Source organism: Nakamurella sp., from assembly GCF_044224575.1.
Classification (GTDB): Bacteria; Actinomycetota; Actinomycetes; order Mycobacteriales; family Nakamurellaceae; genus Nakamurella.
Genome location: NZ_JBGAKE010000001.1, coordinates 453,920 through 476,642 on the forward strand (window position 1 = coordinate 453,920; position 22,723 = coordinate 476,642).

Annotated in this window: 20 protein-coding genes; 15 read left to right on the forward strand and 5 right to left on the reverse strand. The window is 70.6% G+C overall.

Going from position 1 to position 22,723, the window contains the following annotated elements; all coding sequences use genetic code 11:
- Positions 1-20 precede the first annotated feature (20 nt).
- Complete coding sequence (locus ACILSK_RS02100) at positions 21-959, reverse strand: ketopantoate reductase family protein (RefSeq protein WP_395725433.1); 939 nt, start codon at positions 957-959, stop codon at positions 21-23.
- A 137-nt stretch (positions 960-1,096) separates the two neighbouring features.
- Here ACILSK_RS02100 and ACILSK_RS02105 point away from each other — a divergent pair, with 137 nt between their 5' ends.
- The 15 genes from ACILSK_RS02105 to ACILSK_RS02175 all read left to right on the forward strand — a co-directional run bounded on the left by ACILSK_RS02105 (position 1,097) and on the right by ACILSK_RS02175 (position 18,372).
- On the forward strand, positions 1,097-1,504 hold the full coding sequence (locus tag ACILSK_RS02105; protein WP_395725434.1) for a YciI family protein: 408 nt from the start codon (positions 1,097-1,099) through the stop codon (positions 1,502-1,504).
- A 19-nt stretch (positions 1,505-1,523) separates the two neighbouring features.
- A complete protein-coding gene (locus ACILSK_RS02110; protein ID WP_395725435.1) occupies positions 1,524-2,678 on the forward strand; it encodes an RNA polymerase sigma factor in 1,155 nt (384 codons plus the stop codon).
- Between the two features lie 373 nt (positions 2,679-3,051).
- On the forward strand, positions 3,052-3,294 hold the full coding sequence (locus ACILSK_RS02115; RefSeq protein ID WP_395725436.1) for a hypothetical protein: 243 nt from the start codon (positions 3,052-3,054) through the stop codon (positions 3,292-3,294).
- Between the two features lie 227 nt (positions 3,295-3,521).
- On the forward strand, positions 3,522-4,832 hold the full coding sequence (locus ACILSK_RS02120; protein ID WP_395725437.1) for a DUF222 domain-containing protein: 1,311 nt from the start codon (positions 3,522-3,524) through the stop codon (positions 4,830-4,832).
- 267 nt (positions 4,833-5,099) lie between these two features.
- A complete protein-coding gene (locus tag ACILSK_RS02125) occupies positions 5,100-6,500 on the forward strand; it encodes a plasmid pRiA4b ORF-3 family protein (RefSeq protein ID WP_395725438.1) in 1,401 nt (466 codons plus the stop codon).
- A gap of 256 nt (positions 6,501-6,756) precedes the next feature.
- Positions 6,757-8,391 carry an FAD-dependent oxidoreductase gene (locus tag ACILSK_RS02130; RefSeq protein WP_395725439.1) on the forward strand — a complete coding sequence of 545 codons (1,635 nt, stop codon included), beginning with the start codon at positions 6,757-6,759 and terminating at the stop codon, positions 8,389-8,391.
- 56 nt (positions 8,392-8,447) lie between these two features.
- Entirely contained in the window at positions 8,448-8,930 is a 483-nt protein-coding gene (locus ACILSK_RS02135; RefSeq protein WP_395725440.1) for a group II truncated hemoglobin, read from the forward strand.
- A gap of 316 nt (positions 8,931-9,246) precedes the next feature.
- Positions 9,247-10,920 (forward strand): transcriptional regulator, encoded by a 1,674-nt coding sequence (locus ACILSK_RS02140; protein ID WP_395725441.1) that lies wholly within the window; start codon positions 9,247-9,249, stop codon positions 10,918-10,920.
- Between the two features lie 293 nt (positions 10,921-11,213).
- On the forward strand, positions 11,214-12,269 hold the full coding sequence (locus tag ACILSK_RS02145; RefSeq protein WP_395725442.1) for a 2,3-butanediol dehydrogenase: 1,056 nt from the start codon (positions 11,214-11,216) through the stop codon (positions 12,267-12,269).
- 134 nt (positions 12,270-12,403) lie between these two features.
- The gene (locus ACILSK_RS02150; RefSeq protein WP_395725443.1) at positions 12,404-13,210 is read left to right on the forward strand and encodes an acetoin reductase; all 807 of its coding nucleotides are present in this window, start codon (positions 12,404-12,406) and stop codon (positions 13,208-13,210) included.
- Between the two features lie 196 nt (positions 13,211-13,406).
- Positions 13,407-14,480: an ATP-NAD kinase family protein gene (locus tag ACILSK_RS02155; RefSeq protein WP_395725444.1), complete on the forward strand. Its 1,074-nt coding sequence runs from the start codon at positions 13,407-13,409 to the stop codon at positions 14,478-14,480.
- Between the two features lie 57 nt (positions 14,481-14,537).
- Positions 14,538-15,545: a thiamine pyrophosphate-dependent dehydrogenase E1 component subunit alpha gene (locus ACILSK_RS02160; RefSeq protein ID WP_395725445.1), complete on the forward strand. Its 1,008-nt coding sequence runs from the start codon at positions 14,538-14,540 to the stop codon at positions 15,543-15,545.
- Positions 15,546-15,772: 227 nt separating this feature from the next.
- Positions 15,773-16,789, forward strand: coding sequence for an alpha-ketoacid dehydrogenase subunit beta (locus tag ACILSK_RS02165; RefSeq protein WP_395725446.1), 1,017 nt, complete (start codon positions 15,773-15,775; stop codon positions 16,787-16,789).
- Positions 16,790-16,793: 4 nt separating this feature from the next.
- Positions 16,794-17,951: an acetoin dehydrogenase dihydrolipoyllysine-residue acetyltransferase subunit gene (locus tag ACILSK_RS02170; RefSeq protein WP_395725447.1), complete on the forward strand. Its 1,158-nt coding sequence runs from the start codon at positions 16,794-16,796 to the stop codon at positions 17,949-17,951.
- A 76-nt stretch (positions 17,952-18,027) separates the two neighbouring features.
- Positions 18,028-18,372 carry an MmcQ/YjbR family DNA-binding protein gene (locus ACILSK_RS02175; protein WP_395725448.1) on the forward strand — a complete coding sequence of 115 codons (345 nt, stop codon included), beginning with the start codon at positions 18,028-18,030 and terminating at the stop codon, positions 18,370-18,372.
- On the opposite strand, the gene ACILSK_RS02180 is transcribed toward ACILSK_RS02175, so the two are convergent.
- The 4 genes from ACILSK_RS02180 to ACILSK_RS02195 all read right to left on the reverse strand — a co-directional run bounded on the left by ACILSK_RS02180 (position 18,332) and on the right by ACILSK_RS02195 (position 22,723).
- Positions 18,332-19,603, reverse strand: a complete 1,272-nt coding sequence (locus ACILSK_RS02180; RefSeq protein WP_395725449.1) for a cytochrome P450 — start codon at positions 19,601-19,603, stop codon at positions 18,332-18,334. The genes ACILSK_RS02175 and ACILSK_RS02180 overlap by 41 nt on opposite strands.
- A 224-nt stretch (positions 19,604-19,827) precedes the next feature.
- Positions 19,828-20,841: a biotin synthase BioB gene (bioB, locus tag ACILSK_RS02185; RefSeq protein ID WP_395725450.1), complete on the reverse strand. Its 1,014-nt coding sequence runs from the start codon at positions 20,839-20,841 to the stop codon at positions 19,828-19,830.
- Positions 20,838-21,590: a dethiobiotin synthase gene (gene bioD, locus ACILSK_RS02190; RefSeq protein WP_395725451.1), complete on the reverse strand. Its 753-nt coding sequence runs from the start codon at positions 21,588-21,590 to the stop codon at positions 20,838-20,840. Before bioD ends, bioB begins: the two co-directional genes overlap by 4 nt.
- Positions 21,581-22,723: an 8-amino-7-oxononanoate synthase gene (locus ACILSK_RS02195; RefSeq protein ID WP_395725452.1), complete on the reverse strand. Its 1,143-nt coding sequence runs from the start codon at positions 22,721-22,723 to the stop codon at positions 21,581-21,583. Before ACILSK_RS02195 ends, bioD begins: the two co-directional genes overlap by 10 nt.

A 22,723-nucleotide genomic window follows, 5' to 3' on the forward strand; every position in this document is an offset into this window, starting at 1 on the left:
CGAGACGTGGCCGCTGCCGCTCAGCGCCCCCGTTCCGCGTAGATGGCCAGCGCCGCCCGGGTGGCCCGCAGCAAGGGCACCGCAAGGCCGGCTGCGGTCGCCCGGTCGACCATGTCGCCGATGATCGCCTCGTTCTCCACCGGCCGACCGGCGAGCCGATCCTTGTCCATCGAGGCCCGGTTGTCCGATCCGACGGCCGTCAGGATCGCCAGGTCCCTGGCCAGTTTGTCCGGCGGCGGCCGGTATCCGGCGGCCTGGGCCACCGAGGCACTCTCGGTCAGCAGGGCCGCCGCCGTCTCGGGGCCCCCAGGGGCCTGCGCTGCTTCGCCCGTTGAGCCACCGGTGAGCACGTTCAACGCCGCGAAGGCGGCCAGGTAGACCCACTTGGCCCACAGGTCGGCCCGGATCGTCGGCGTGAGCGTCGCGCGGAAGCCGCATCCGTCGGCCGCCGCGTGGAACCGGCCGATCCGATCGGTGACCGACCCGTCGAGCTCGCCGTAGGTCAGGGCCGCCGGCACCGGACCGGTGCTAATCCGACCCTGTCCGTCCAGGTACGAGGAGACGAAGGCGAAGCCACCGATCAACTGTTCGACGCCGAAGCGGTCGGTCAGCACGTCGAGGTGCCGCATCCCATTCAGCACGGGCAGCACCGCGGCTCCGCGGTCCATCGCCGGCGCGATATCGGCGATCGCCTGGTCCAACCCGTAGGCCTTGACGGCGAGCAGGACGACATCGAAGGGCTCGGCCGCCGGCAGGTCGGCGACCGTCAAGGCCACCACCGGGACGGTGCGTACCTCGTCCTGCGGGCCGCCGGCCGTGCCGATCAGTTGCAGACCCTCGGTGCGGAGCGCCGCGGCCCTTGCCGGACGGACCAGGAAGGCCACGTCCCGCCCGTGGGCGGCCAGCTGACCGCCGAACAGTCCACCGACCGCGCCGGCACCCACCACGAGAATCCGCATCGCATCTCCTTCGCTCGCCGGTCGACCCGCGCCATTCTCCTCAAGGATTCCCCACCACGATGTCGAGAACGCTCGACCGGCTCCGTCCCTGGGTTGATCGCGACCACAATGGGTCGCACCAGCACCGAGGAGACACCATGGCCAAGTACCTGCTGCTCAAGCACTACCGCGGCGCCCCGACCCCCGTCAACAACGTGCCGATGGATCAGTGGGATCCGGCCGAGATCACGGCGCACATCCAGTTCATGCGTGATTTCGCCGATCGGCTCGAAGGCACCGGAGAACTCGTCGGCGTCGAAGGGCTGGCTCCCGAGGGCACGTGGGTCCGGTACGACGGCGAAGGTCGGCCACCGGTGACCGACGGCCCGTTCGCCGAGACCAAGGACCTCATTGCCGGGTGGATGATCATCGACGTGGACAGCCACGCCCGCGCCCTCGAACTGGCCGGCGAACTGTCGGCCGCCCCCGGCGCCGGCGGCAAGCCCATCCACGAGTGGCTCGAGGTGCGGCCCATCATGTCCGCGCCGCCCACCATCGCGGACTGAGCACCGGCCGACACCGCCGATGGACTCCTTCGATGCGGCCCGGCTGCGGAGCCTCATCCCGTCGGTGATCGGCGTCCTCGGCCGCCGCGGGGCCGACTTCGCGGCGGCCGAGGACGCGGTGCAGGACGCGCTGGTCGAGGCGCTGCGCGTCTGGCCGACCGACCCGCCGCGGGACCCGAAGGGCTGGCTCGTCACCGTGGCCTGGCGCCGCTTCCTCGACCAGAGCCGGGGGGAGGCGGCCCGCCGCCGACGGGAGGATCTGGTCGACAGTGTCGACCGGGTGGTCGCCGACCCCGTGCCCGGGGTCGACGACACGTTGCAGCTGTACTTCCGGTGCGCCCACCCGTCGCTGACGTCGGGGTCGGCGGTGGCGCTGACCCTTCGCGCCGTCGGCGGGCTGACCACCCGCCAGATCGCGCAGGCGTACCTGGTGCCCGAGGCGACCATGGCGCAGCGCATCAGCCGGGCCAAACGCACCGTGTCCGGGGTGCGGTTCGATCGACCCGGAGATGTGGGCACCGTGCTGCGCGTGATGTACCTGGTGTTCAACGAGGGCTATTCCGGTGACGTCGATCTGGCCGCCGAGGCGATCCGGCTGACCCGGCAGCTCGCCGCGGCGATCGACCACCCCGAGGTCGCCGGGCTGCTCGCGTTGATGCTGCTGCACCACGCGCGGCGCGCCGCCCGCAGCCTGCCCGACGGAAGCCTGGTGCCGCTGGCCGAGCAGGACCGGTCCCGGTGGGACACCTCGATGATCGCCTCCGGGGTGGCCATCCTGCAGGCCGCGCTCGCCCGCGACCGGCTGGGTGAGTTCCAGGCCCAGGCCGCCATTGCCGCCCTGCACGCCGATGCGCTCTCCGCGGAGGAGACCGACTGGGTGCAGATCGTCGAGTGGTACGACGAACTCGTCCGGCTGACCGACAACCCGGTCGTCCGGCTCAACCGTGCGGTGGCGGTCGGTGAGGCCGACGGCGCGCGAGCCGGGCTGGCCGCGCTGGCGGAATTGGACGACACGCTCCCCCGCTACAGCGCCGTCTCGGCCTACCTGCACGAGCGCGACGGGGACCTTCCCACCGCCGCAAGGCTCTACGCCGAGGCCGCGCGGCGAGCCCCCAACACCGCCGAAGGCGACCACCTCACCCGGCAGGCCGCGCGGCTCAACGCCGGCCGGTAGCTCGGACCTGCGAGGTCGATCTCGATCACGCTTCGATCGCCCAACCGCGGATCATCATCGTTGATCCGGGCTGTCAGACTCGGTCCAGGAGCAAAGGAGGGACTCTGGTGCAGCGCTGCGCTGCACAACTTTCCGGGTTGGGCCATGTCGTCGCGTAGGCGCGTATGTGATTGGGACGCCGCCCGCAGGCCCGTTGTCACCCCACGACGGCAATGTCGTGCCGAGTGACCACGATGAGCCTCCGACCGGGCCTCTTCCGGTCGGCCCGGGCAGCGACGCCCGACCTGATCGAGATCGCCGAACGACATCTGGGCGAGACTGCATTCGTCACGGGTGATTCGGACTCAGTCAACGTGGTGATCTTCGATTCCGGGTGGCCAAGGCCCAGCCGGGGCTCAGCAACCTGTTGAATGAACTCGGCTTCAGCTCACCCGTTCTCGATCGCATGGGCCACACCCGCGCACTGGACGGTACCCGAGGAGCGCAGGGCCACAATTGCAACGTCACATGGACCGACCACCCCGACGACGGACTGCAGATGGTCTTCGATGCGGTGCAACCGGCTGACCTGGTCCACGATCGAGCGATTTCTCCCTGCGCCATAGTTCGGTCGTGATCGGCGGGAACTGAGCCCCGGGACGACGCCACGAGCGTCGTCCCGGTGGGTCACCACCCTCAGCAGCCCGGTCCCGAAAGCGCCCGCCGATACCGGGAACCTTTCGCCCGTGGCCGATTCGGCCGAAACCGGCACTGTCGTACCCCTGTGCGAGAGTCTGGGTATGACCAGCACGGTGATCGTCGCCGAGACCTGGACCAACTCACGACGCCGAAACCGGCCTGGTGATGACCAGCACGGTGATCACCCGGGACGACGCGGAACGCGTCGCCGAGACGATCACCGCCGGCCTGGACCAACTCATCGACGCCGAATTCTGGAAGTTCCCCGGCGACGACCTGCTCGCCACCGCCCGCACCATCGAACGCCTCGCCCGCCGCATCTACGCCGTGCAGGTCACCGTCGCGGGCGAGATCGACCTCGCCCGCCTCGCCCAGACGCACGGGCAGACCTCGACCGCGGTCCTGCTCCGCAACGCCCTGAACATCGGACCCGGCGACGCCGCCACCCGGGTACGCACCGCCCGGCAGATCCTGCCCCAGGACGCCATCAGCGGCGGGGAGATCCCACCCCAACTCCCCGAACTCGGCCACCACCTGCACACCGGGAACCTGGGCGCCGAACAGAGCACCATCATCGTCAAAACCATGAGCAAGATCCCCACCGAGATTCCCACGGACATCCGCGAAAACGCCGAACACACCCTCATCAGGCACGCCCGCACCATGGACCCCGTCGACCTGACCAAGGTCGCCGCCCGGCTCCTGATCACCCTCGACCCGGACGGCGACTTCGAACCCACCGACCCGACCGACCGCACCGAACTCGCACTCGGCAGCCGCGACGTCCGCACCGGCCTCACCCCGATCAAGGGGAAACTGGACGACAGCACCGTGGCCGCGTTCATCGCCGCGACCGACCCGCACGCCAAACCCCGCCCCGAGATCGACGGGATCAAGGACCACCGCTCCGCCGCCACCCGGCTGGCCCAAGCACTGTCCACCGTTCTCGACGGCTACCTGGCCAGCGGCGACGGACCGGTACAAGGCGGGGAACGGCCGCACGTCACCATGACCGTGCAGTACGACGCCCTCACCAACCGGCTCGGCGACGCCACCCTGACCGCCGCCGGCACCCCGATCGGCCCGGCACTGGCCCGGCAAATCCTGTGCGACTGCACCGTCATCCCCGCCGTCCTCGACGCCCCCGGTGAACCACTGGACATCGGCCGGGCCACCCGGATCTGGCCGACCGCGATCCGCCGCGCCGCGATCCTCCGCGACGGCGGATGCCTATTCCCGGGCTGCGACCGGCCCGCCCGCTGGACCGAAATCCACCACATCGTCTTCTGGCTGAACGGTGGCCCCACCAGCCTGAACAACGCAGCCTGTCTCTGCCAAGCGCATCACATCCTCATCCATGCGGGCGACTGGCAGGTCCGGATGGCGAAAGACGGCCGCCCCGAGGTCATTCCACCCGCGTGGATCGATCCCGAACGTCGACCCCGACGCAATGACGGGATCCGGCTGCGGCAGTGACTCGGCCGGCCGACCACTGGCCACCGGCGACCGGGTGCAGTGGCATTGGCAGTGGCCTGCACCATCCTGCCCACCCAAGAGCACCCGTGCCACTCACGGTCTCGGCGGCCGCCGCCAGGGTCCGAACGCCAACCGGCCCGGATCAGCCACCGCCGTGTGGGGCCGTGAGGCATCCACCGCCGCGTGCGGCCGGTGGATCGATGCCCGAAACATCCTCATCGGCCCGGATCATCCCACCGCACCGCGCCCGCCGGGTAGTCTGCGCCGGTGCCGCAGCCAAGGAACCACCGCGTCGGCGGACACCTGCAAGCCGTTCCGGAGTCACGCCGCCGCCCCCGTCGGGAGGACGTCGTCACCTACCGGGTCCGCGTCGAACTCACCGGGGCCGAGCCGCCGGTCTGGCGGCGCCTCGACATCGCGAGCAACCTGTTCCTCGACCGCGTCCACCACGTGCTGCAGGTGGTGATGGGCTGGGACGATTACCACCTGCACCAGTTTGCCAGTGGCGATGAAGTGCACCGTCCGCACGCGGAGAACTACGTCATGCCATCGGCCTTCGACGAGGACGTGGTCGGCGTCGACGAGCGGCGGGTGCGGCTGGACGAGGTGCTCGTCGAACCGGGCGAGCGCCTGCACTACGAGTACGACTTCGGCGACAGTTGGTCACACACCCTCGATCTGGAGGCGGTGCTGGACCGCGCACCGAACGACCCCGCGCATTGCCTGGACGGCGCGCGGGCGTGCCCGCCCGAGGACTGCGGTGGGACCGGGGGTTACGCCGAGCTGCTCAGGGTGCTGGCCGACCCGGATGATCCCGAGTACGACCACATGCGCACGTGGGCCGGCGAGGACTTCGACCCCGGCCGCTTCGACGTGGACGCGGTGAACGGTGCGCTGAGCGTCGTCGGCGGGCTGCGCGCGCCGGTGATCGACCCGGACTCACCCCTCGGTGAGTTGCTCGCCCGCGTGCATGTGCCGTCGTCGATCGGGGAGGCGCTGGACGCCCTTGCCGCGCCGCCGCCCTCCGTAAACGCAGCGGAACCCGAGACGTTCGGTGCTCATTACCGTTGGCTGCTCAACCGGATCGGCGACGAAGGCGTGAAACTCACCGCGGCCGGCTACCTACCGCCGGCCCTGGTCAGTGAGACCGTCGATGCACTCGAGCTGAACGACCAATGGAACGCCTCGACCAACCGCGAGCACCACCTCCCCGAGGTACTCCACTTCCGGGAGTCGGCGCAGCACCTGGGCCTGCTGCGGAAGGCGAACGGGCGGCTGCTGGTGACCAAGGCCGGCACCCGCGCCCGCACCCACCCGGATCTGCTGTGGCGGCACATGGTCACCGTCCTACCGGTCGCGACGACGAGTCGCGGGCCCGAGGCCGAATGCGGGCGTCAGGCCGGCACCCTGTTCCTGCTTGCGGTGGCCGCCGGACTACCCAAGCAGGCGAGGGCGGAACTCGTGCGCGAAGGCCTGTCCGCGGTCGGGTGGCGGGACGGAGGCGGGGACGCGCTCAGTGACCGGAGTGCCTACCACATGATGTGGGGCACCTCGATCGTTCTGGAATACCTGCAACTGCTGCCGCGCCGCCTGACGTGGCCCGAGCCGCCGGAAACGCCCGTGTCGGCGGACGCGATCAGGCTCGCCCGGGCAGCCCTGGGCGTGTGACCCGCACGGTGCCTGGCGCGTCGCGCGGCGCCGGCTACGATTGTTCATATACCCAGTGGGGTATAGGAGAGGCGGGAAAATCACATGTGCCGGGCAGTGGCCTGCAAGACCTGTGGCAAGACGACCTGGGCCGGTTGCGGCCAGCACGTCGATGCGGTGATGGCATCCGTGCCCCGCACCGATCGCTGCACCTGCAGCGCCGAGACCAAGAGCAGTAAGGGAATGTTTGCCGGGCTGTTCGGACGGCGGAGCTGAGGTGGCCACCACCCGAGCGCACCGGACCGTCATCGTCGGCGGGGTGGCCGCCGGCATGTCGGCCGCGACCAGGCTGCGCCGCAACGACGAATCGCGGGAGATCCTGGTGCTGGAGCGGGGCGACCATGTCTCGTTCGCCAACTGCGGCCTGCCCTATCACCTCGGTGGCGCCATCGCGGACCGCGACGACCTGCTGCTGCAGTCTCCCGAGGGGCTGCGCGACCGGTTCCGGCTCGACGTCCGGGTCCGGCACGAGGTCCAGCGGATCGACCGGGCGGGTCGGACCGTCACGGTGCGGAACCGGAGCACCGATGAGACGGTCGAAATTGCCTACGACGAGCTCGTTCTCGCCACCGGGGCGGCACCCGTGCGGCCGCCGATCCCTGGCGTCGACCAGGCTCACGTGCTCCGCGATCTGGCCGACATGGATGCGATCGCAGCGAGTCTGGACACCGCCGCGACGGCCGTCATCCTCGGTGGCGGGTTTATCGGCCTCGAACTCGCCGAGAACCTTGGCCAGCGCGGGATCGCCGTCACCATCGTCGAACTCGCGGATCAGATCCTCGCGCCGCTCGATCCGGAGATGGCCGCACCGGTCGCCGAGCACCTGCGCCGGCACGGCATCCGGATCCGCTCCGGGGTCGGCGCCACCGCCATCGAATCGGGCGCGGTCCGCCTGGACGACGGTGGCGTCCTCCCCGCCGATGTCGTGATCGCGGCGATCGGGGTGCGGCCCGAGTCGACGCTGGCCAGGGATGCCGGCCTGGCCGTCGGCGGGCGCGGCGGGGTCGTCGTCGACGATCACCAGCGCACCTCCGACCCGCACATCTTCGCGGTCGGCGACGTCGCCGAGAAGATTGACGCGCTGACCGGCGGCGAGACGCTCGTTCCGTTGGCGAACACCGCCAACCGGCACGGCCGGCTGGTCGCCGACGTCATCGGCGGGCGCAGCACCAGGGCCCGCCCAGCGTTGGGCACCGCTGTCGTCGGTGTCTTCGGGATGACGGCCGCGGCCACCGGGAGCAACGAGAAGCGACTGCGGGCGCTCGGTCATCGCTTCCGGGCGATCCACACCCACCCGGCGAACCACGCGGGCTACTACCCGGGGGCCGAGCCGATGGCCCTCAAGCTGCTCGTCGACCCGGATACCGACGCCATCCTCGGCGCGCAGGGCGTCGGCGGGCACGGAGTGGACAAGCGGATCGATGTCATCTCCACGGCCATGCGCGGCGGGCTGACCGCGGCGGACCTGGCCGACCTGGAGCTCGCCTACGCGCCCCAGTTCGGCTCGGCCAAGGACCCGGTCACCATGCTCGGCATGATCGCGGACAACCTGGCCGGCGGCGAGCGCACCGTGCAATGGCACGAGGTCGATCGGGCGATCGAGGACGGAACCACGCTGGTCGACGTGCGAAGCCCCGCGGAATTCGCCGACGGCGCCATTCCGAAGTCGGTCAACATCCCGCTCGACGAGCTCCGGATCCGGGCTGCCGAAATCCCCGCCGGACCGGTCATCGTGACCTGCGCCGTCGGTCAGCGCGGGCACACCGCGGGCCGGCTGCTCGGCCAGCTCGGCCGGGACGTGGCCAACCTGGACGGCGGCTACCGGACCTGGGCGGCCGGCGCGCTGCGCTGAACGGCGCTCCCGGCACCGTTTCGGACATCCGGTTCGTTCCGGGGGCACGATGGGGAATGCGACCCACCCTGTTCGAGTTCGCCGGCGGTGACTCCGCGTTCCTGGCGCTGGCCCGATCGCATCATCGCCGGTGCCTGGACGACCCGGAACTCAACCATCCCTTCTCGCACCCGGGCCAGCATCCGCAGCACGTGGAGCGGCTGGCCGCCTACTGGGCGCAGGTGCTGGGCGGGCCGCCGAGGTTCTCGGCGGCCGACGGCAGCGAGACCTCGGTGCTGCGGATGCATTCGGGCAACGGGGACATGTCGGACCTCGGCCGCCGGTTCGTCGCCTGCTTCGACGGCGCGATGGATGACGTCCCGTTGCCGGCCGACCCGGCCTTTCGCCGGGCCATGCACGAGTACATGGTGTGGGCCGTGGACCGGGTTCTCGCCCACGATGACCGCGATCGCATCCCCGACGGCCTGTCGATGCCCCGTTGGGGCTGGGACGGCCCGATCGGGCGGTCGACTGGACCGCAGGACGGCGATCCGGACTAGAAGCACCAAAGCTATGAAATGGTGCAGCTGTCACCGGGTGGCACCGGCCGCCCGCACAGGTTGCACAGGGGTTGCATCCGGGCGCGTTCCGACGCCCGGCGACCAATCCGCCTTCACCCCATATCTGCTGCCGGTCAGCCGGTTTCGCCGCGAAGGTGGCCGGGTTGCAGCATGGCCACCGAATGCCCTCTTGCCGACCGCCCCGACCCGGACCACCATGGGAGCAGCGCAGCGCCGCGCACGGTCCCGTTCGTCCGATTCGAATGGGTTTCAGAGCGTGGAACTACGACATCCCTGCGAGATGTGAGGACCGCGCATGACTGATCGGTCGGCGATATCCGGCCCCCATCGGGGGTCGGTCGACGCGCTCGGCCACATCCTCGGTCCGGACGCGCACGACGGCGAGCTGCGTCATCGGGCCCGCAATGCATTCATGGATCCGGACGACCGGGCCCGCAAGCTGCGCGTCGCGTACGACAAGGTGCTCTCCGGATCCGTGGATCCGAGCGTGTCCGGTCGCATCCAGAGTTCCTGGGAGCGGTCGCTGGCCGCCGGAGTCGATCCGGACGGTCAACGCCCACCCCGGCTGCACGAGATCCTGGAGATCCGCCGGCTCCGCAACGAGCACCCGCTGTCACCGTATGTGCCCGCTCTGGCCGGCCTGCTCGCCGACGACTCGGTGGCGGGCAACCACATCATGGTCATCGCCTCGGCGGCCGGCGAGGTGCTCTGGCGGGTCGGTTCACGCGACGTCATCCGGCTGGCCGAGAGCCTCGAATTCGTCGAAGGGGCCCGCTGGTCGGAGGACGCGGTGGGCACCAACGCGATCGGCAACGCCGTGGTGGAGGGCCGGGCGAATCAGGTCTTCTCCGCCGAGCACCTCGTCCGCAGCCACCACAATTGGGTGTGCAGCGCCGCCCCGGTGTACGACCCGGAGACCCGCACCCTGCTGGGCGTGCTCGACATCTCCGGGCCGTACCGAAGCGCGAACGCGGACGCGCTGGCGTTGGTCCGCTGCGGTGCCGCGCTCGTCCACGAGAAGCTGCGCAACGCCCGTCAGGAGGCCGACGAGCGGGCCCGGGATCTCGTGCGCCGGCAGCATCAGGCGCTGGACGGGATCGCCCTGCTCTCTCCCGGCGGCCGCTCCCTGCTCGGGAGCCTGCCCGGCCTGACTCCCGGGGCCGTCGGGCAGGCCCGCCGGACCGGACGGCTGAGCCTGCCGGACGGGTCCGAGCTGCCGGCCGAACCCCGGGGTGAGTACCTTCTCGTCGAGCTGCCCAGGGTCGCGACAACCCGGCACCGGCACACCCTCGACCTGCGCTTCCTCGGGGCCGGCGAACCGACCGCCATGGTCGATGGCCGAGAGGTGGCCCTGTCGCAGCGCCGTGCCGAGATCCTCACCCTGTTGGCCACCAACCCCAGGGGCTTGACCGCCGACGAACTGGCCGGAGAGATCTACGGCGACGACGGTGTCCGCACCACCGTGCGCGCCGAGATGCACCGGATTCGAGCGGTTCTCGACGGATGCGTCCGGTCGAACCCGTACACCCTGGACCCCGATCTGGTCGTGACCGCCGACTTCCTGCAGGTCACCCGGCAGATTCGGGCCGGCAATCTGACCGCCGCCCTGGAGTCGTATTCCGGGCCGTTGCTCCCCCGCTCCAGCGTCCTGTCGATCGAGTTGCTGCGCGACGAGCTAACGGAATCGTTGCGGCACTCGGTCCTGTCCGCGCCCGGCGTGGCCCACTTGCGCCGGTGGATCGAGACGGACACCGGAGCCATGGATCCGCAGGCGATCCGGCTGCTGCTGTCCCGGCTGCCGGCCGCGGACAAGGATCGCGCCTACCTGGCCGCCCGGCTGCGCCGGATCGACCGGGAGTTCGGCGGCGGCGCCGGAGCCGGTCGCGGCGCCGGAGCCGGTCGCGGCCGGCCGGTGGCGGTGGCGATGCCGGCCACCCGGAGCGTCCGCGCGCCGGTCCCGCGTCGCTGACGGCCGCGCGGGGCGCGGTCGAGTACCCGACTCACCAGCACTGGCGGCTGCGCGGCGGGTCGACGTCACCGACGTCCACACGCTGACGTCGGCGCCCTGACGTCGGCGCGGCCCTGGCGTGCCGGTACGGAGCCCACCCTGCCGCCGCAACGGCTGCAACCCCGCTGCCACCCTCGCCGCCCTACCCTTCCGATACACCGTGACCGGGAGCACATGCCGAGCGGCCGAGCCGGACTCATCCGGCCGGCCGGTCCGCCCCGGTCGTCTCCCGTTTCAGGAAGGAACGCCCGCCGATGAAGGCAGCGATGTACTACGGGAACAAGGACATCCGGATCGAGGACATCCCGGAACCGGCCGTCCGCCCGGGGACTGTCAAGGTCAAGATCGAATGGTGCGGCATCTGCGGCACCGATCTGCACGAGTACCTGGACGGACCGATCTTCGCGCCACCGGCGGGAGCCCCGCACCCGCTCACCGGCGAGACCGTACCGGTGTGTCTGGGTCACGAGTTCGCCGGCATCGTCGCCGATGTCGGTGACGGCGTGACCAACGTGTCCATCGGCGAGCGGGTCGTCGTCGAGCCGTACATCACCTGCGGCACCTGCGCCCGCTGCAAGGCCGGCATCTACAACGTCTGCGACACGCTGGGCTTCATCGGCCTGTCCGGGGGCGGCGGAGGTTTCTCCGACTACGTCGTGGCCGACGCCAAGCGCACCTTCTCGATCGGCGACCTGGGTACGGACATCGGCGCGTTGATCGAGCCGCTCGCCGTCGCGTACCACGCGGTCCGGCTGTCCAAGGCCCGCCCCGGCGACAGCGCGACCGTCTACGGGTCCGGACCGATCGGCCTGGTGACCGTCGCCGCACTGAAGGCGCAGGGCATCGAGAACGTGATCGTGGTGGAGCCGGCCGAGGTCCGCAAGGTCAAGGCGAAGGCGGCCGGTGCGACCACGGTGCTGGACCCGACCGAAACCGACATCGTCACCGCGATCAAGGATCTCACCGGTGGCGTCGGCACCGACGTCTCCTTCGAGTGTGCCGGCTTCAACGGCGCGACCGCCCAGGCGATCAAGGGCACCAAGGGCGGCGGAACCGTCGTCAACGTCGCCATCTGGGGCCACGAGGCCACCGTGGCGATGAACGATCTTGTCTTCAACGAGGTGTCGGTGATCGGGTCGCTGGCCTACTGCAACGACCACGAACCGACCATCAAGCTGCTGCAGGACGGCAAGGTCGACGCCGCGCAGTTCATTACCGGCAAGATCGCGGTGGACGACATCGTCGAGGGCGGCTTCCGCGAACTGATCGACCACAAGGCCGAGAACGTCAAGATCCTCGTCCACCCCTGACCCCTCTCCCGCGCGGATCATCGACGCCGGCGCGGCCGAAGTGGCCGACTTCTGTCACATCAGTCCCATTGCCGGCCAGATGATCCGCGCACGCCGGCACATCAGTTCGTCCACTCCGAAAGGACCATCAGCACATGAGCATTGACGGCAAGGTTGCCCTGATCACCGGGGGCGCGCGCGGCATCGGCCGGGGCATCGCCCTGCGCCTGGCCAGGGACGGCGCCGACATCGCCATCGTCGACCGCGAGGGCACGACGATGCAGGACGTCGCCGACGAGGTCAGCGCCCTGGGCCGGAAGGCCACCGTCTTCGCCGCCGACGTCACCGACCGGTCCCAGGTGTATGCCGCCGTCGACCACGCCGAGTCCGCGCTGGGCGGTTTCGACATCATGATCAACAATGCCGGCATCGCCCAGGTCAACCCGATCGACGATGTGACGCCGGAGGAGGTCTCGAAGATCCTTGCGGTCAACGTCGAGGGCGTGCTCTGGGGCATCCAGGCGGCGGCCGCGAAGTTCAAGCAGCGCGGCGCGACCACCGGCGGCCAGGGCGCCAAGAACAGCGGCAAGATTATCAATGCGGCGTCCATCGCCGGCCATGACGGCTTCGCGATGCTGGGCGTGTACTGCGCCACCAAGTTCGCGGTTCGCGGGCTGACCCAGGCCGCGGCCAAGGAGTACGCGCCGTTCGGCATCACCGTCAACGCCTACTGCCCCGGCGTGGTCGGCACCGACATGTGGGTCGAGATCGACCAGCGCTTCGCCGATCTCACTGGAGCGGAGAAGGGTGCGACGTTCGCCCAGTTCTCCGACACCATCGCTCTGGGCCGGTCCCAGACCGCCGACGACGTGGCTAATTTCGTCTCCTATCTGGCCGGGCCGGACTCGGACTACATGACCGGCCAGTCGGTGCTCATCGACGGCGGCATGGTCTATCGCTGATCCCCAACTTCGTCGGGGATCGCGAGCGAAGCGAGCCCAGATGGGCTACGGCGTCGCCGAAGGCGTCCATTGGCCTCCCCGCGGCAGCGGGTGTGCGCGGATGAAGTCGTCGACTTCTGTCGCACCATTCACATTTCGGGTCAGTTGATCCGCGCGGGCGTAGATGATCCGCGCGGGGAGGGGGAGGGCGGGAGCGGTGATCCTGGAGCACGGGGACGACCTGCCGGTGGTGCCGGGTAGCGCCATCGGCATCATCCCGAATCCCATGTCCGGTCGGGACATCCGGCGGATCGTGTCGCAGGCCTCGGTGTTCCCGAACACCGAGAAGACCAGCATGGTGCTGCGGGTCCTGCGGGCCGCCGGCACGCTCGGGGTGGAGCGGGTCCTGCTGTCCACCGACACCTTCGGGATTGCCGCCGGGGTGCAGCGGGAGATGGTCCGGCTGACCACGGCCCGCTCCACCGCCCACCTGCGCTGGCCCAAGGTCGAGTTCCTGGAATTGGACCGGCCGACCGGCGGCGCGGCCGACACCACCGCCTACGCCCGGGTGATGGCCGAGCAGTGCTCGGCCGCCGTCGTGCTGCTCGGGGGCGACGGCACCATGCGGGCGGCGGTGCCGGGGCTCGGCGACACCCCGATGCTCGCCCTGTCCACCGGCACCAACAACGCGTTCCCGATCATGCTGGAGGCGACGGTCGCGGGCATGGCCCTCGGCATGATCGCCATCGGGGCGGCCGCCGCTCCGCAGACCCGCTGCAAGATGCTCCATGTCGAGATCACCCGAGCCTCCGGTCGGGTCGATCACGAGGTCGCGCTGGTGGACGCCTGCGTCAGCACGGCGATGGACGTCGGCTCCCGGGCACTGTGGACCGGCACGTCGCTGCGCGAGCTGTACTGCACGTTCGGCGAACCGCACGGCATCGGCCTGTCCTCGATCGTGGGCCGGTTGCGGCCGACCGGCCGCACCGATGCGCACGGCGCGGCGGTCATGCTGGCCGATCCGGTCACGGCCGGGCACACCGTCCTCGCCCCGCTGGCGCCGGGTCTGCTCCAGCCGGTCGGCGTCGCCGAGGTCGGCGAACTGGTCCCGAACCGGCCGCACCCCGTGCGGCTGGACCGGGGCACCGTCGCGGTCGACGGCGAGCGCGAGGTCGAGTTCGGCCCGCAGGACCGGGTCACCGTCACGCTGCGGCACGACGGTCCCCGGGTGATCGACGTCCCCGCCGCCCTGCGCGCCTCGACCACCCAGCACGCGCTGCTCACTCACTAGCGCTTTCTCAGCAGTCAGGTCCCGGCACGTCGCCGGGCACGAGACAAGGGAGACACCATGACCCAGACGCTCGATCGATCGACCGACGTCGACGACGGCCTGACCCCCGAGCGGCTCCTCGACGCCTACCGGACGATGAAGTCCATCCGGATGTTCGAGGACCGGGTGCACGACGAGTTCGCCACCGGCGACATCCCCGGCTTTGTCCACCTGTACGCGGGCGAGGAGGCCTCCGCGGCCGGCATCTGCGCCCACCTGGACGCCGAGCGGGACACCATCGCCTCCACCCACCGCGGGCACGGCCACTGCATCGCCAAGGGCGTCGACATCAAGCCGATGATGGCCGAGATCTTCGGCAAGATCACCGGTTCCTGCCGCGGTAAGGGCGGCTCGATGCACATCGCCGATCTGTCCAAGGGCATGCTCGGTGCCAACGGCATCGTCGGCGGCGGTCCGCCGCTCATCTGCGGCACCGCGCTGGCCGCCAAGATCAAGGGTGACGGCGGGGTGGGCATCGCGTTCTTCGGCGACGGCGCCTCCAACCAGGGCACCACGGCAGAGGCGATGAACCTGGCGTCGGTGTGGAACCTGCCGGCGATCTTCGTCGCCGAGAACAACGGCTACGCCGAGGCGACCGCCGCCAAGTGGTCGGTGTCGGCGGACAATATCGCCGACCGTGCCGCCGGCTACGGCATGCCGGGCGTCATCGTCGACGGCTTCGACTTCTTCGCCGTCTACGAAGTGGCCGGTGAGGCGATCCGGCGGGCCCGCGAGGGCGGCGGCCCGACCCTGATCGAGGTCAAGCTCACCCGCTACTACGGTCACTTCGAGGGCGACCAGCAGACCTACCGGCCCAAGGACGAGATCGGCAACGCCCGCGAGAGCTTGGACTGCCTCAAGCGTTTCCGCGCGCGGGTCACCGAGACCGGCCGGCTGACCGACGCCCAGCTGGACCAGGTCGACGCCGAGGTCGCCCAGCTGATCGAGGAGGCCGTGGCCGAGGCCAAGGCCGCCGCCGTGCCTGGCGCGGCCGACCTGCTCACCGACGTGTACGTCAAGTACTAGGCACTGCTCGCCGCCACTGCTCGCCGCAGGGCTTGCCCCGGCTCCGCCGGGACCATTCATCGCGGGGGCTTGTCCGAGCTGCGCCCGGGCGCCTTGACTAGTCACTGCTCACGACGCCGGCTCGCCGGAAGTGCAGGTTCCGGATCGATTCCGAACCTGCGGATGAGGCGAGTCGGCGGCTTCCGAACGACTCCCCAGCCACCACCCTCCCCGACAGGAGAACGATCATGGCAACACGCACGATCAGCTATCGCGAAGCGGTCAACGAGGCCCTCGCGCAGGAGATGGAACGCGATCCCAGCGTCATCGTGATGGGCGAGGACGTGGCCGGTGGCGTGGCCGGTGACGGTGACGACGACGCCTGGGGCGGCGTTCTCGGCGTCACCAAGGGCCTCTACCCGAAGTTCCCGGACCGGGTGCTGGACACCCCGATCACCGAGTCCGGCTTCATCGGTGCCGCGGTCGGCGCCGCCACCCGCGGGCTGCGCCCGGTTGCCGAATTGATGTTCGTCGACTTCATGGGTGTCTGCCTGGACCAGATCATGAACCAGGCGGCCAAGTTCCGGTACATGTTCGGCGGCAAGGCGGTCACCCCCGTCACCATCCGCGCGATGTACGGTGCCGGCCTGTCCGCCGCGGCCCAGCACTCGCAGGCGCTATACCCGATCTTCACCCACCTGCCCGGCCTCAAGGTCGTCCTGCCGTCCAGCCCGTACGAGGTGAAAGGCCTGCTGATCCAGTCGATCCGGGACAACGACCCGGTGATCTTCCTGGAACACAAGGCCATGTACGACGTGACGGGCCCGGTCCCGGAGGAGAGCTACACCATCCCGTTCGGCGAGGCCAACGTGGTCCGCGAGGGCGACGACGTCACGATCGTGGCAATGGGCTGGATGGTCAGCAAGGCGGTCGAGGCGGCCGCGGAACTGGAGGCCTCCGGCATCCAGGCGGAGATCATCGACCCGCGGACGACCAGCCCGCTGGACCTGGACACCATCCTGGAATCGGTCGAGAAGACCGGCCGGCTGGTGATCGTCGACGAATCGAGCCCGCGCTGCAACATGGCCACCGACATCAGCGCACAGGTGTGTGCGGAAGCGTTCGGTGACCTGAAGGCACCGATCAAGATGGTCAGCCCGCCGCACGTGCCGGTGCCGTTCGCCGGTTCGCTGGAGCAGCTGTACATCCCGCAGGCCCAGGACGTCATCAACGCGGTCAAGACCGTGACCGACTGGACCCGGTGATCCGATGACGACCGTCGAGGAAAGCGCCCCCAGTCAAGTGACGGACCGCATCACCCGCATCACCATGCCCAAGTGGGGCCTGTCGATGGAGTCGGGCAAGGTGACCGACTGGTTCGTCGGCGAGGGCGATGAACTGACCGAGGGCCAGGACATCTGCGAGATCGACACCGACAAGATCGCCGGCGCATTGGAATCCACCTGGTCGGGGACGGTCCGGGCGCTGGTCGTGGAGACGATGGTCGACGTGCCGGTAGGCGGCACCATCGCGCTGGTTGCGGGCGACGACGTCCCCCAGGAGGAGATCGACGCTGCCCTCGCGGAAGCCCGCGAGCAGTTGGCCTCCGGCGACATCGTCGACGACTCCGGCCCCCGGCTCGGCACCGTCGATGTCGGCGGCGTGACGATCGCCTACGCGGTGCTCGAACCCGAGGACGCGGTCACCGGCGCGCCGGTGGTGTTCGTGCACGGTTACGGCGGCGACAAGGACTCCTGGATGTTCGTCCAGGAACCCATCGCCGCCCACCGGGTGACGTACGCGATCGACCTGCCCGGACACGGCGCCTCCGGCAAGGACGTCGGCGCCGGCACGGTGGAGTCGTTGGCGGCCACCGTCATCGGGTTCCTCGACGCCCTGAACCTGTCGACCGTGCACCTGGTCGGCCACTCGATGGGCGGCGCCGTGGTCACCGCGGTGGCCGGCAATCCGGCGGTGGCCGGGCGGGTGACGTCGCTGACGCTGGTCTCCCCCGCCGGCTACGGCCCGGAGATCAACGCCGAGTACATCCGCGGGTTCGCCGCCGCGGAGACCCGGCGCGAACTCAAGCCGCACCTGCTGCAGCTGTTCGCCGACCAGTCACTCGTGCAGCGGCAGCTGATCGACGACCTGCTCAGGTACAAGCGGATCGACGGGGTGGATGCCGCGTTGGCGACGCTCTCGGCCACCCTGGTCGCCGGGGTCGACGTCACCCCCGCGCAGGCCTCGTTCGCCGGGCCGACGGTGGTGGTGTGGGGCGCCGAGGATCGGATCGTCCCGGCGTCCAACGCCGCCGCGCTGGACGGACGGGCGACCGTGCATCTGGTGGACGGGGCCGGGCACATGGCCCACATGGAGAAGCCGCACGACGTCGTCGCGGCCATCCATGAGGCCGTCGGCAGCAACTGAACGACCGCAGGAGGGGGTGACGGCGAGCCGCCGGCACCCCCTTCGGCCGTCCCCGCATCCCGGTACCCTGAGCCGCGTGGCCGACGCCGAGGACGTGCGCAGCATCGCCCTGCGGCTGCCCGACGTCGTCGAGATCCCCAGTGACGGATTCGATTTCCGGGTGAACAACCGGGGCTTCGTCTGGTCCTACCCGGAGGGGTTCGGCCGCGGCCGCCGGATCCGCACGGACGTCGCCGTGCTGTACGTCGGCGACGAGGCGGAGAAGCAGGCCCTGCTCCGCGGCGAGCCCGAGCTCTTCTTCACCGCCCCCGCCTACGAGCCGTTCGCCCTGGTGATGCTCCGGTTGGACCGGGTCGGGCAGGGACGATTGCGCGAACTGATCACCGACGCCTGGTCGATGCGTCGAGACGGGTCCGGGTAATCGGCTCGGCCCGGCCCGGACACCCGCCGACACCGGTATCACCGGCGGGGTGGACGCTGCCGGCGCTGCGATCGACGCGGTCGGGCCGGTGGACGGCCCAGACCTGCGCCGGGGCCCGAAAGGACAGCAGGTCGATCATCGGCGGGTCCGCGCACGCCGACCGCAGTCCGGGGAAGGCGGACGCGGTTTCGCGGACCACGATGCGTGCTTCCGCGGTGGCCAGGCGCTCCCCGAGACAGCGGTGTACCCCGACCCCGAACGCCAGGCTCGCGTCTCCGCCGATGCCCGTCAGGCGCAGCAGCACCTCGGCCCCCACGTCCAGGTCGTGGCCGCCCAGACGGACCGGCCGGCGCACGACCCGCCGCCACGTCGGCACGGGAGAATCCGTCGTCAGCGTGTTCTCGACGAGGTCGTCGACGACATCCGGATCCGCGCAGCCGGCCCACCGAGGTGGCTCCACCAGCGCCCGCTGGAACATCGTCGAGATCAGTTGGGTGGTGGTCTCCTGCCCCGCGATCAGCAGGAAGTAGCACGCGGAGCACACCTGCTCATCGGTCAGCCCGAGACCGATCAGCGCCCCGAGCAACCCGTCGCCGGGGGTTCGACGCTCGACCGCGACCAGGCCGCGCAACCAGTCGTAGAAATCCGCCGCCTGGCTCGCCAGCACCTCCTGGCGGTCGGGATCCGGTGCGCCCCAGAATAACTCGAGGGAGTCCCGGCTCCACTGCTTGAGCGTGCCGATCGGCGGCCCGGCGATGCCGAAGAGCCGCAACAGGGTGAGCGCAGGGACCGGCCCGGCGATCAGCTCGACCAGATCGGCCGGGCGGCCCCCGGCCAACGCGCCGCCCAGGGCCGGCAGCTGCGCGCGAACCAGCGCCATCACGGTGTCCTGCAGAGCGTCGACACGGCCCGCGCCGAGGAAGTGCGCCACGCACCCCCGGATCCGCCGATGGGTCGGCCCGGCATTGTTGGCGAGCACGGCCGGCAGGGCGAACCCGACCCGGTTCAGGGTCCGCAGCGAGCGGACGGTCAGGGCGCGATAGGCGGTCAGGGAGTTGTGCGGGCCGAATACGTCGGGTTGCTGCAGCACCGCACGAACCATGGCCGGATCGGAGATGGACCACATGCCCCGGTCGTGGTCGAACAGCACCGGGCAACCCCCTCGGCCGGTCACGTCGCCGTGTTCCACCCCTTCTCGCGCGGCCGGAACCGTCGATCGGCTCGAGGTCATCCGCGGAGCTCGCCGTGCTGGACGCACCGAGCAGACCATCCCACCGGGTTGACCTGCACCACCATGCGGCGGCCGCACCGAGCGCAATAGCGGGGCGGCTCGTGAGCGGCGGCCTGCCCGCACCGGGCGTGGGCGGCGTCGTCGGTGCCAGCCGCCGGTGGGGCGGGTCGCCCACAGTATGGGCAGCACACCCCGGGAAGCGCAGAGACGTCCACGGTGGCCCTTTACAGCGCCGCGGACAGAGCTTTGATCGGCATCTTCAGCTGATCGAGCAGCTCGATGTCGGCTTCGGCCGGGCGGCCGAGGGTCGTCAGGTAGTTGCCGACGATGACGGCGTTGATGCCACCGAGCATGCCCTGCCGGGCGCCCAGGTCACCCAGGGTGATCTCGCGTCCGCCGGCGAACCGCAGGATGGTCCGCGGCATGGCCAGCCGGAATGCGGCGATCGTGCGCAGCGCGTCGCCGGACTCCATCAACGGCAGATCGGCGAACGGGGTGCCGGGGCGCGGATCGAGGAAGTTCATCGGGACCTCGTCGGGCTTGAGCTCGGCGAGTTGCGCGGCGAACTCGGCCCGCTGTTCGATCGACTCGCCCATGCCGAGGATGCCGCCGCAGCAGACCTCCATCCCGGCCGCGCCGACCATCCGGAGGGTGTCCCAGCGTTCCTGCCAGGTGTGGGTGGTCACCACCCGGTCGAAGTAGGAGCGGGCGGTCTCCAGGTTGTGGTTGTAGCGATGCACTCCCATCGCGGCCAGCTCGTCGACCTGGGTCTGGGTGAGCATGCCGAGCGAGCAGGCGATGTTGATGTCGACGGCCTCCCGGATTGCCGCGATGCCCTCGGCGACCTGGGTCATCAGTCGCTGATTGGGCCCACGAACCGCCGCGACGATGCAGAACTCCGTGGCCCCGAGCTTCGCGGTCTCCCGGGCCGCCTCGACCAGGCTCGGAATGTCCAGCCACACCGAGCGCACCGGCGAGGTGAACTGACCGGACTGGGAACAGAAGTGGCAGTCCTCCGGGCACCCACCGGTCTTCAGGCTGATGATGCCCTCCACCTCGACCTCCGGACCGCACCAGGCCATCCGGACCTCGTGGGCGAGATCGAGCAGCGCCGGCAGGTGCTCGTCGGGCAGCCGGAGGATCCGCAGCAGGTCCGCCTCGCCCAGTCCGGCGCCCGTGGCCAGGACCTGCTCGCGGGCCAGGTCGAGCACGTCGGTGCCGTGGTCGGTGGATGTCATGTCAGCTCCTGGTGATGGGGTGGCGGGGCGGTGTGTGCGGCGATGAACGCCGGCAGGTCCAGCGACCCGCCGAGGGCGGGCGCCAGTGATCTGGTGGCCAGTGCGTGGAAGTCGGGTCCTTCGGTCGCGCCGGCGCCGGTGGGCAGCACCCCGAGGACCGGGGCCCCCGCGTACGCGCTCAGGTCGGTGAGATTACAGCGGCAGGCGAGGTCGGGCTCGTCGGGCCAGTCACCGACGACCACGCCCATCAGCCCGATCCGCCGCCGGGCCAGCGCCTCCGCGGTGAGCGCGGCCGTGTTCAGGACGCCCAGCCCGGACGACACGACGAGCAGCACCCGCACGGTGCGGCCCGCGCCCAGCTCCTCGACCAGATCCAGCAGGGTGTCCCCCCGGGAATTGAACCGGACCAGGGCGCCGCCGGCGCCCTCCACGATCACCAGGTCACGTCCGGCGAGCTCGCGCACCCCGGCGGCCAGTTCCGCGGTCCCCGGCCCGTTCTGCCCGGCCCGCCGGGCGGCCGTGGCCGGTGCCAAGGGTTCGGCGAAGCGGGCGAGCTCATGCACGTCGGCATGGCCGCTGAGCCGGGCCACCTCCGCCATATCACCCGGCTCGTCCGGGCTGACGCCGGTCTGGACGGGTTTGACCACCGCGACGCTGCGACGCGCGCGCAGTGCGCAGACGACCAACGCGGCGGTGGTCACCGTCTTGCCGACCCCGGTTCCGGTGCCGGTGACCACCATCAGATCCATCGCGGAGCCAGTTCGTCCATCGCCGCTCGGAGCCGGTCGATCTCGGTGTCCGTCAGGTTTGCCCGAGCCGTGATCCGCAGCCTCGCGGAACCCGCCGGGACCGACGGGGGCCGGAAGCAACCGACGTGGATGCCCCGGTCGCGGATGGCCGCGGCCAGCCCGCTCGCGCGGTCGGCGGCGCCGACGACGACCGGGATGACCGCGGAGCCGGTGGCCGGAACCCGGCACGCCTCGGCCAACTCGGCTGCGTTGGCCAGTACCCGGCCGGCCAGCTGCGGCTGGGCGACAACGATGTCCACCGCCGCGAGCGCGGCTCCCGCGGCAGCCGGGTTCAGCCCGGTGTCGAAGATGAACGGCCGGGCCGTGGCGATCAGGTGGTCGATCACGACGGGCGCACCGAGCACCGCGCCGCCCTGCGCGGCCAGGGCTTTCGACAGCGTCACCGATGTCACGACGTCCGGCTCATGGGCGATGCCCGCCTCGGCCACCGCTCCGCGGCCGCCGCCCCGGATGCCCAGCCCGTGGGCGTCGTCGACCAGCAGCAGTGCGCGATGACGACGGGCCAGGCGATGCCAATCGGCCAACGGGAGCAGATCACCGTCGGCGGAGCCGATCGCGTCGATCACCAGCAGAGCCCGCTCCTCGGCCCGGGTGGACAACATTGTCTCGGCCCGGGCGAGGTCGGCATGCGGGATGACCCGGAGCCGGGAGCGGGCCAGCCGGCAGCCGTCGATCAACGACGCATGGTTGGCCCGGTCGCAGATCACCAGGCAGTCCGGCCCGGCCAGCGCGGTGATCATCCCGATGTTGGCCAGGTACCCGGATGAGAACACCACGGCCCGGGGCGCGCCGACCAGACCGGCCAGCCCGCGTTCGAGTTCGTGATGCAGTTCGGTCGACCCGGTGACGAGGCGAGAACCGGTCGCCCCGGTCCCCCACACCCGGACCGCATCCACCGCGGCCGCTCGGACCCGCGGATCGGTGGACAGCCCCAGGTAATCGTTGGACGCCAGGTCCAGCAGTCCGGAGGCCGGCGGTCTGGGGGTCAGCCGCCGATCCAAGCCGGCTCGGATCCGTTCGGCGGCCGCATCCGCCAGCCAGTCCAGCGCAAGGGTTTCGATGGTCGACACCAT

Bases quoted from the DNA above. Each gene is read 5' to 3' on its own strand.
- ACILSK_RS02195 (WP_395725452.1), bottom strand. From the start codon at position 22,723: ATGGTGTCGACCATCGAAACCCTTGCGCTGGACTGGCTGGCGGATGCG.
- ACILSK_RS02135 (WP_395725440.1), top strand. From the start codon at position 8,448: ATGCGACCCACCCTGTTCGAGTTCGCCGGCGGTGACTCCGCGTTCCTG.
- ACILSK_RS02170 (WP_395725447.1), top strand. From the start codon at position 16,794: ATGACGACCGTCGAGGAAAGCGCCCCCAGTCAAGTGACGGACCGCATC.
- ACILSK_RS02140 (WP_395725441.1), top strand. From the start codon at position 9,247: ATGACTGATCGGTCGGCGATATCCGGCCCCCATCGGGGGTCGGTCGAC.
- ACILSK_RS02100 (WP_395725433.1), bottom strand. From the start codon at position 959: ATGCGGATTCTCGTGGTGGGTGCCGGCGCGGTCGGTGGACTGTTCGGC.
- ACILSK_RS02150 (WP_395725443.1), top strand. From the start codon at position 12,404: ATGAGCATTGACGGCAAGGTTGCCCTGATCACCGGGGGCGCGCGCGGC.
- ACILSK_RS02105 (WP_395725434.1), top strand. From the start codon at position 1,097: ATGGCCAAGTACCTGCTGCTCAAGCACTACCGCGGCGCCCCGACCCCC.
- ACILSK_RS02180 (WP_395725449.1), bottom strand. From the start codon at position 19,603: ATGACCTCGAGCCGATCGACGGTTCCGGCCGCGCGAGAAGGGGTGGAA.
- bioB (WP_395725450.1), bottom strand. From the start codon at position 20,841: ATGACATCCACCGACCACGGCACCGACGTGCTCGACCTGGCCCGCGAG.
- ACILSK_RS02120 (WP_395725437.1), top strand. From the start codon at position 3,522: ATGACCAGCACGGTGATCACCCGGGACGACGCGGAACGCGTCGCCGAG.
- ACILSK_RS02145 (WP_395725442.1), top strand. From the start codon at position 11,214: ATGAAGGCAGCGATGTACTACGGGAACAAGGACATCCGGATCGAGGAC.
- ACILSK_RS02110 (WP_395725435.1), top strand. From the start codon at position 1,524: ATGGACTCCTTCGATGCGGCCCGGCTGCGGAGCCTCATCCCGTCGGTG.
- bioD (WP_395725451.1), bottom strand. From the start codon at position 21,590: ATGGATCTGATGGTGGTCACCGGCACCGGAACCGGGGTCGGCAAGACG.
- ACILSK_RS02165 (WP_395725446.1), top strand. From the start codon at position 15,773: ATGGCAACACGCACGATCAGCTATCGCGAAGCGGTCAACGAGGCCCTC.
- ACILSK_RS02160 (WP_395725445.1), top strand. From the start codon at position 14,538: ATGACCCAGACGCTCGATCGATCGACCGACGTCGACGACGGCCTGACC.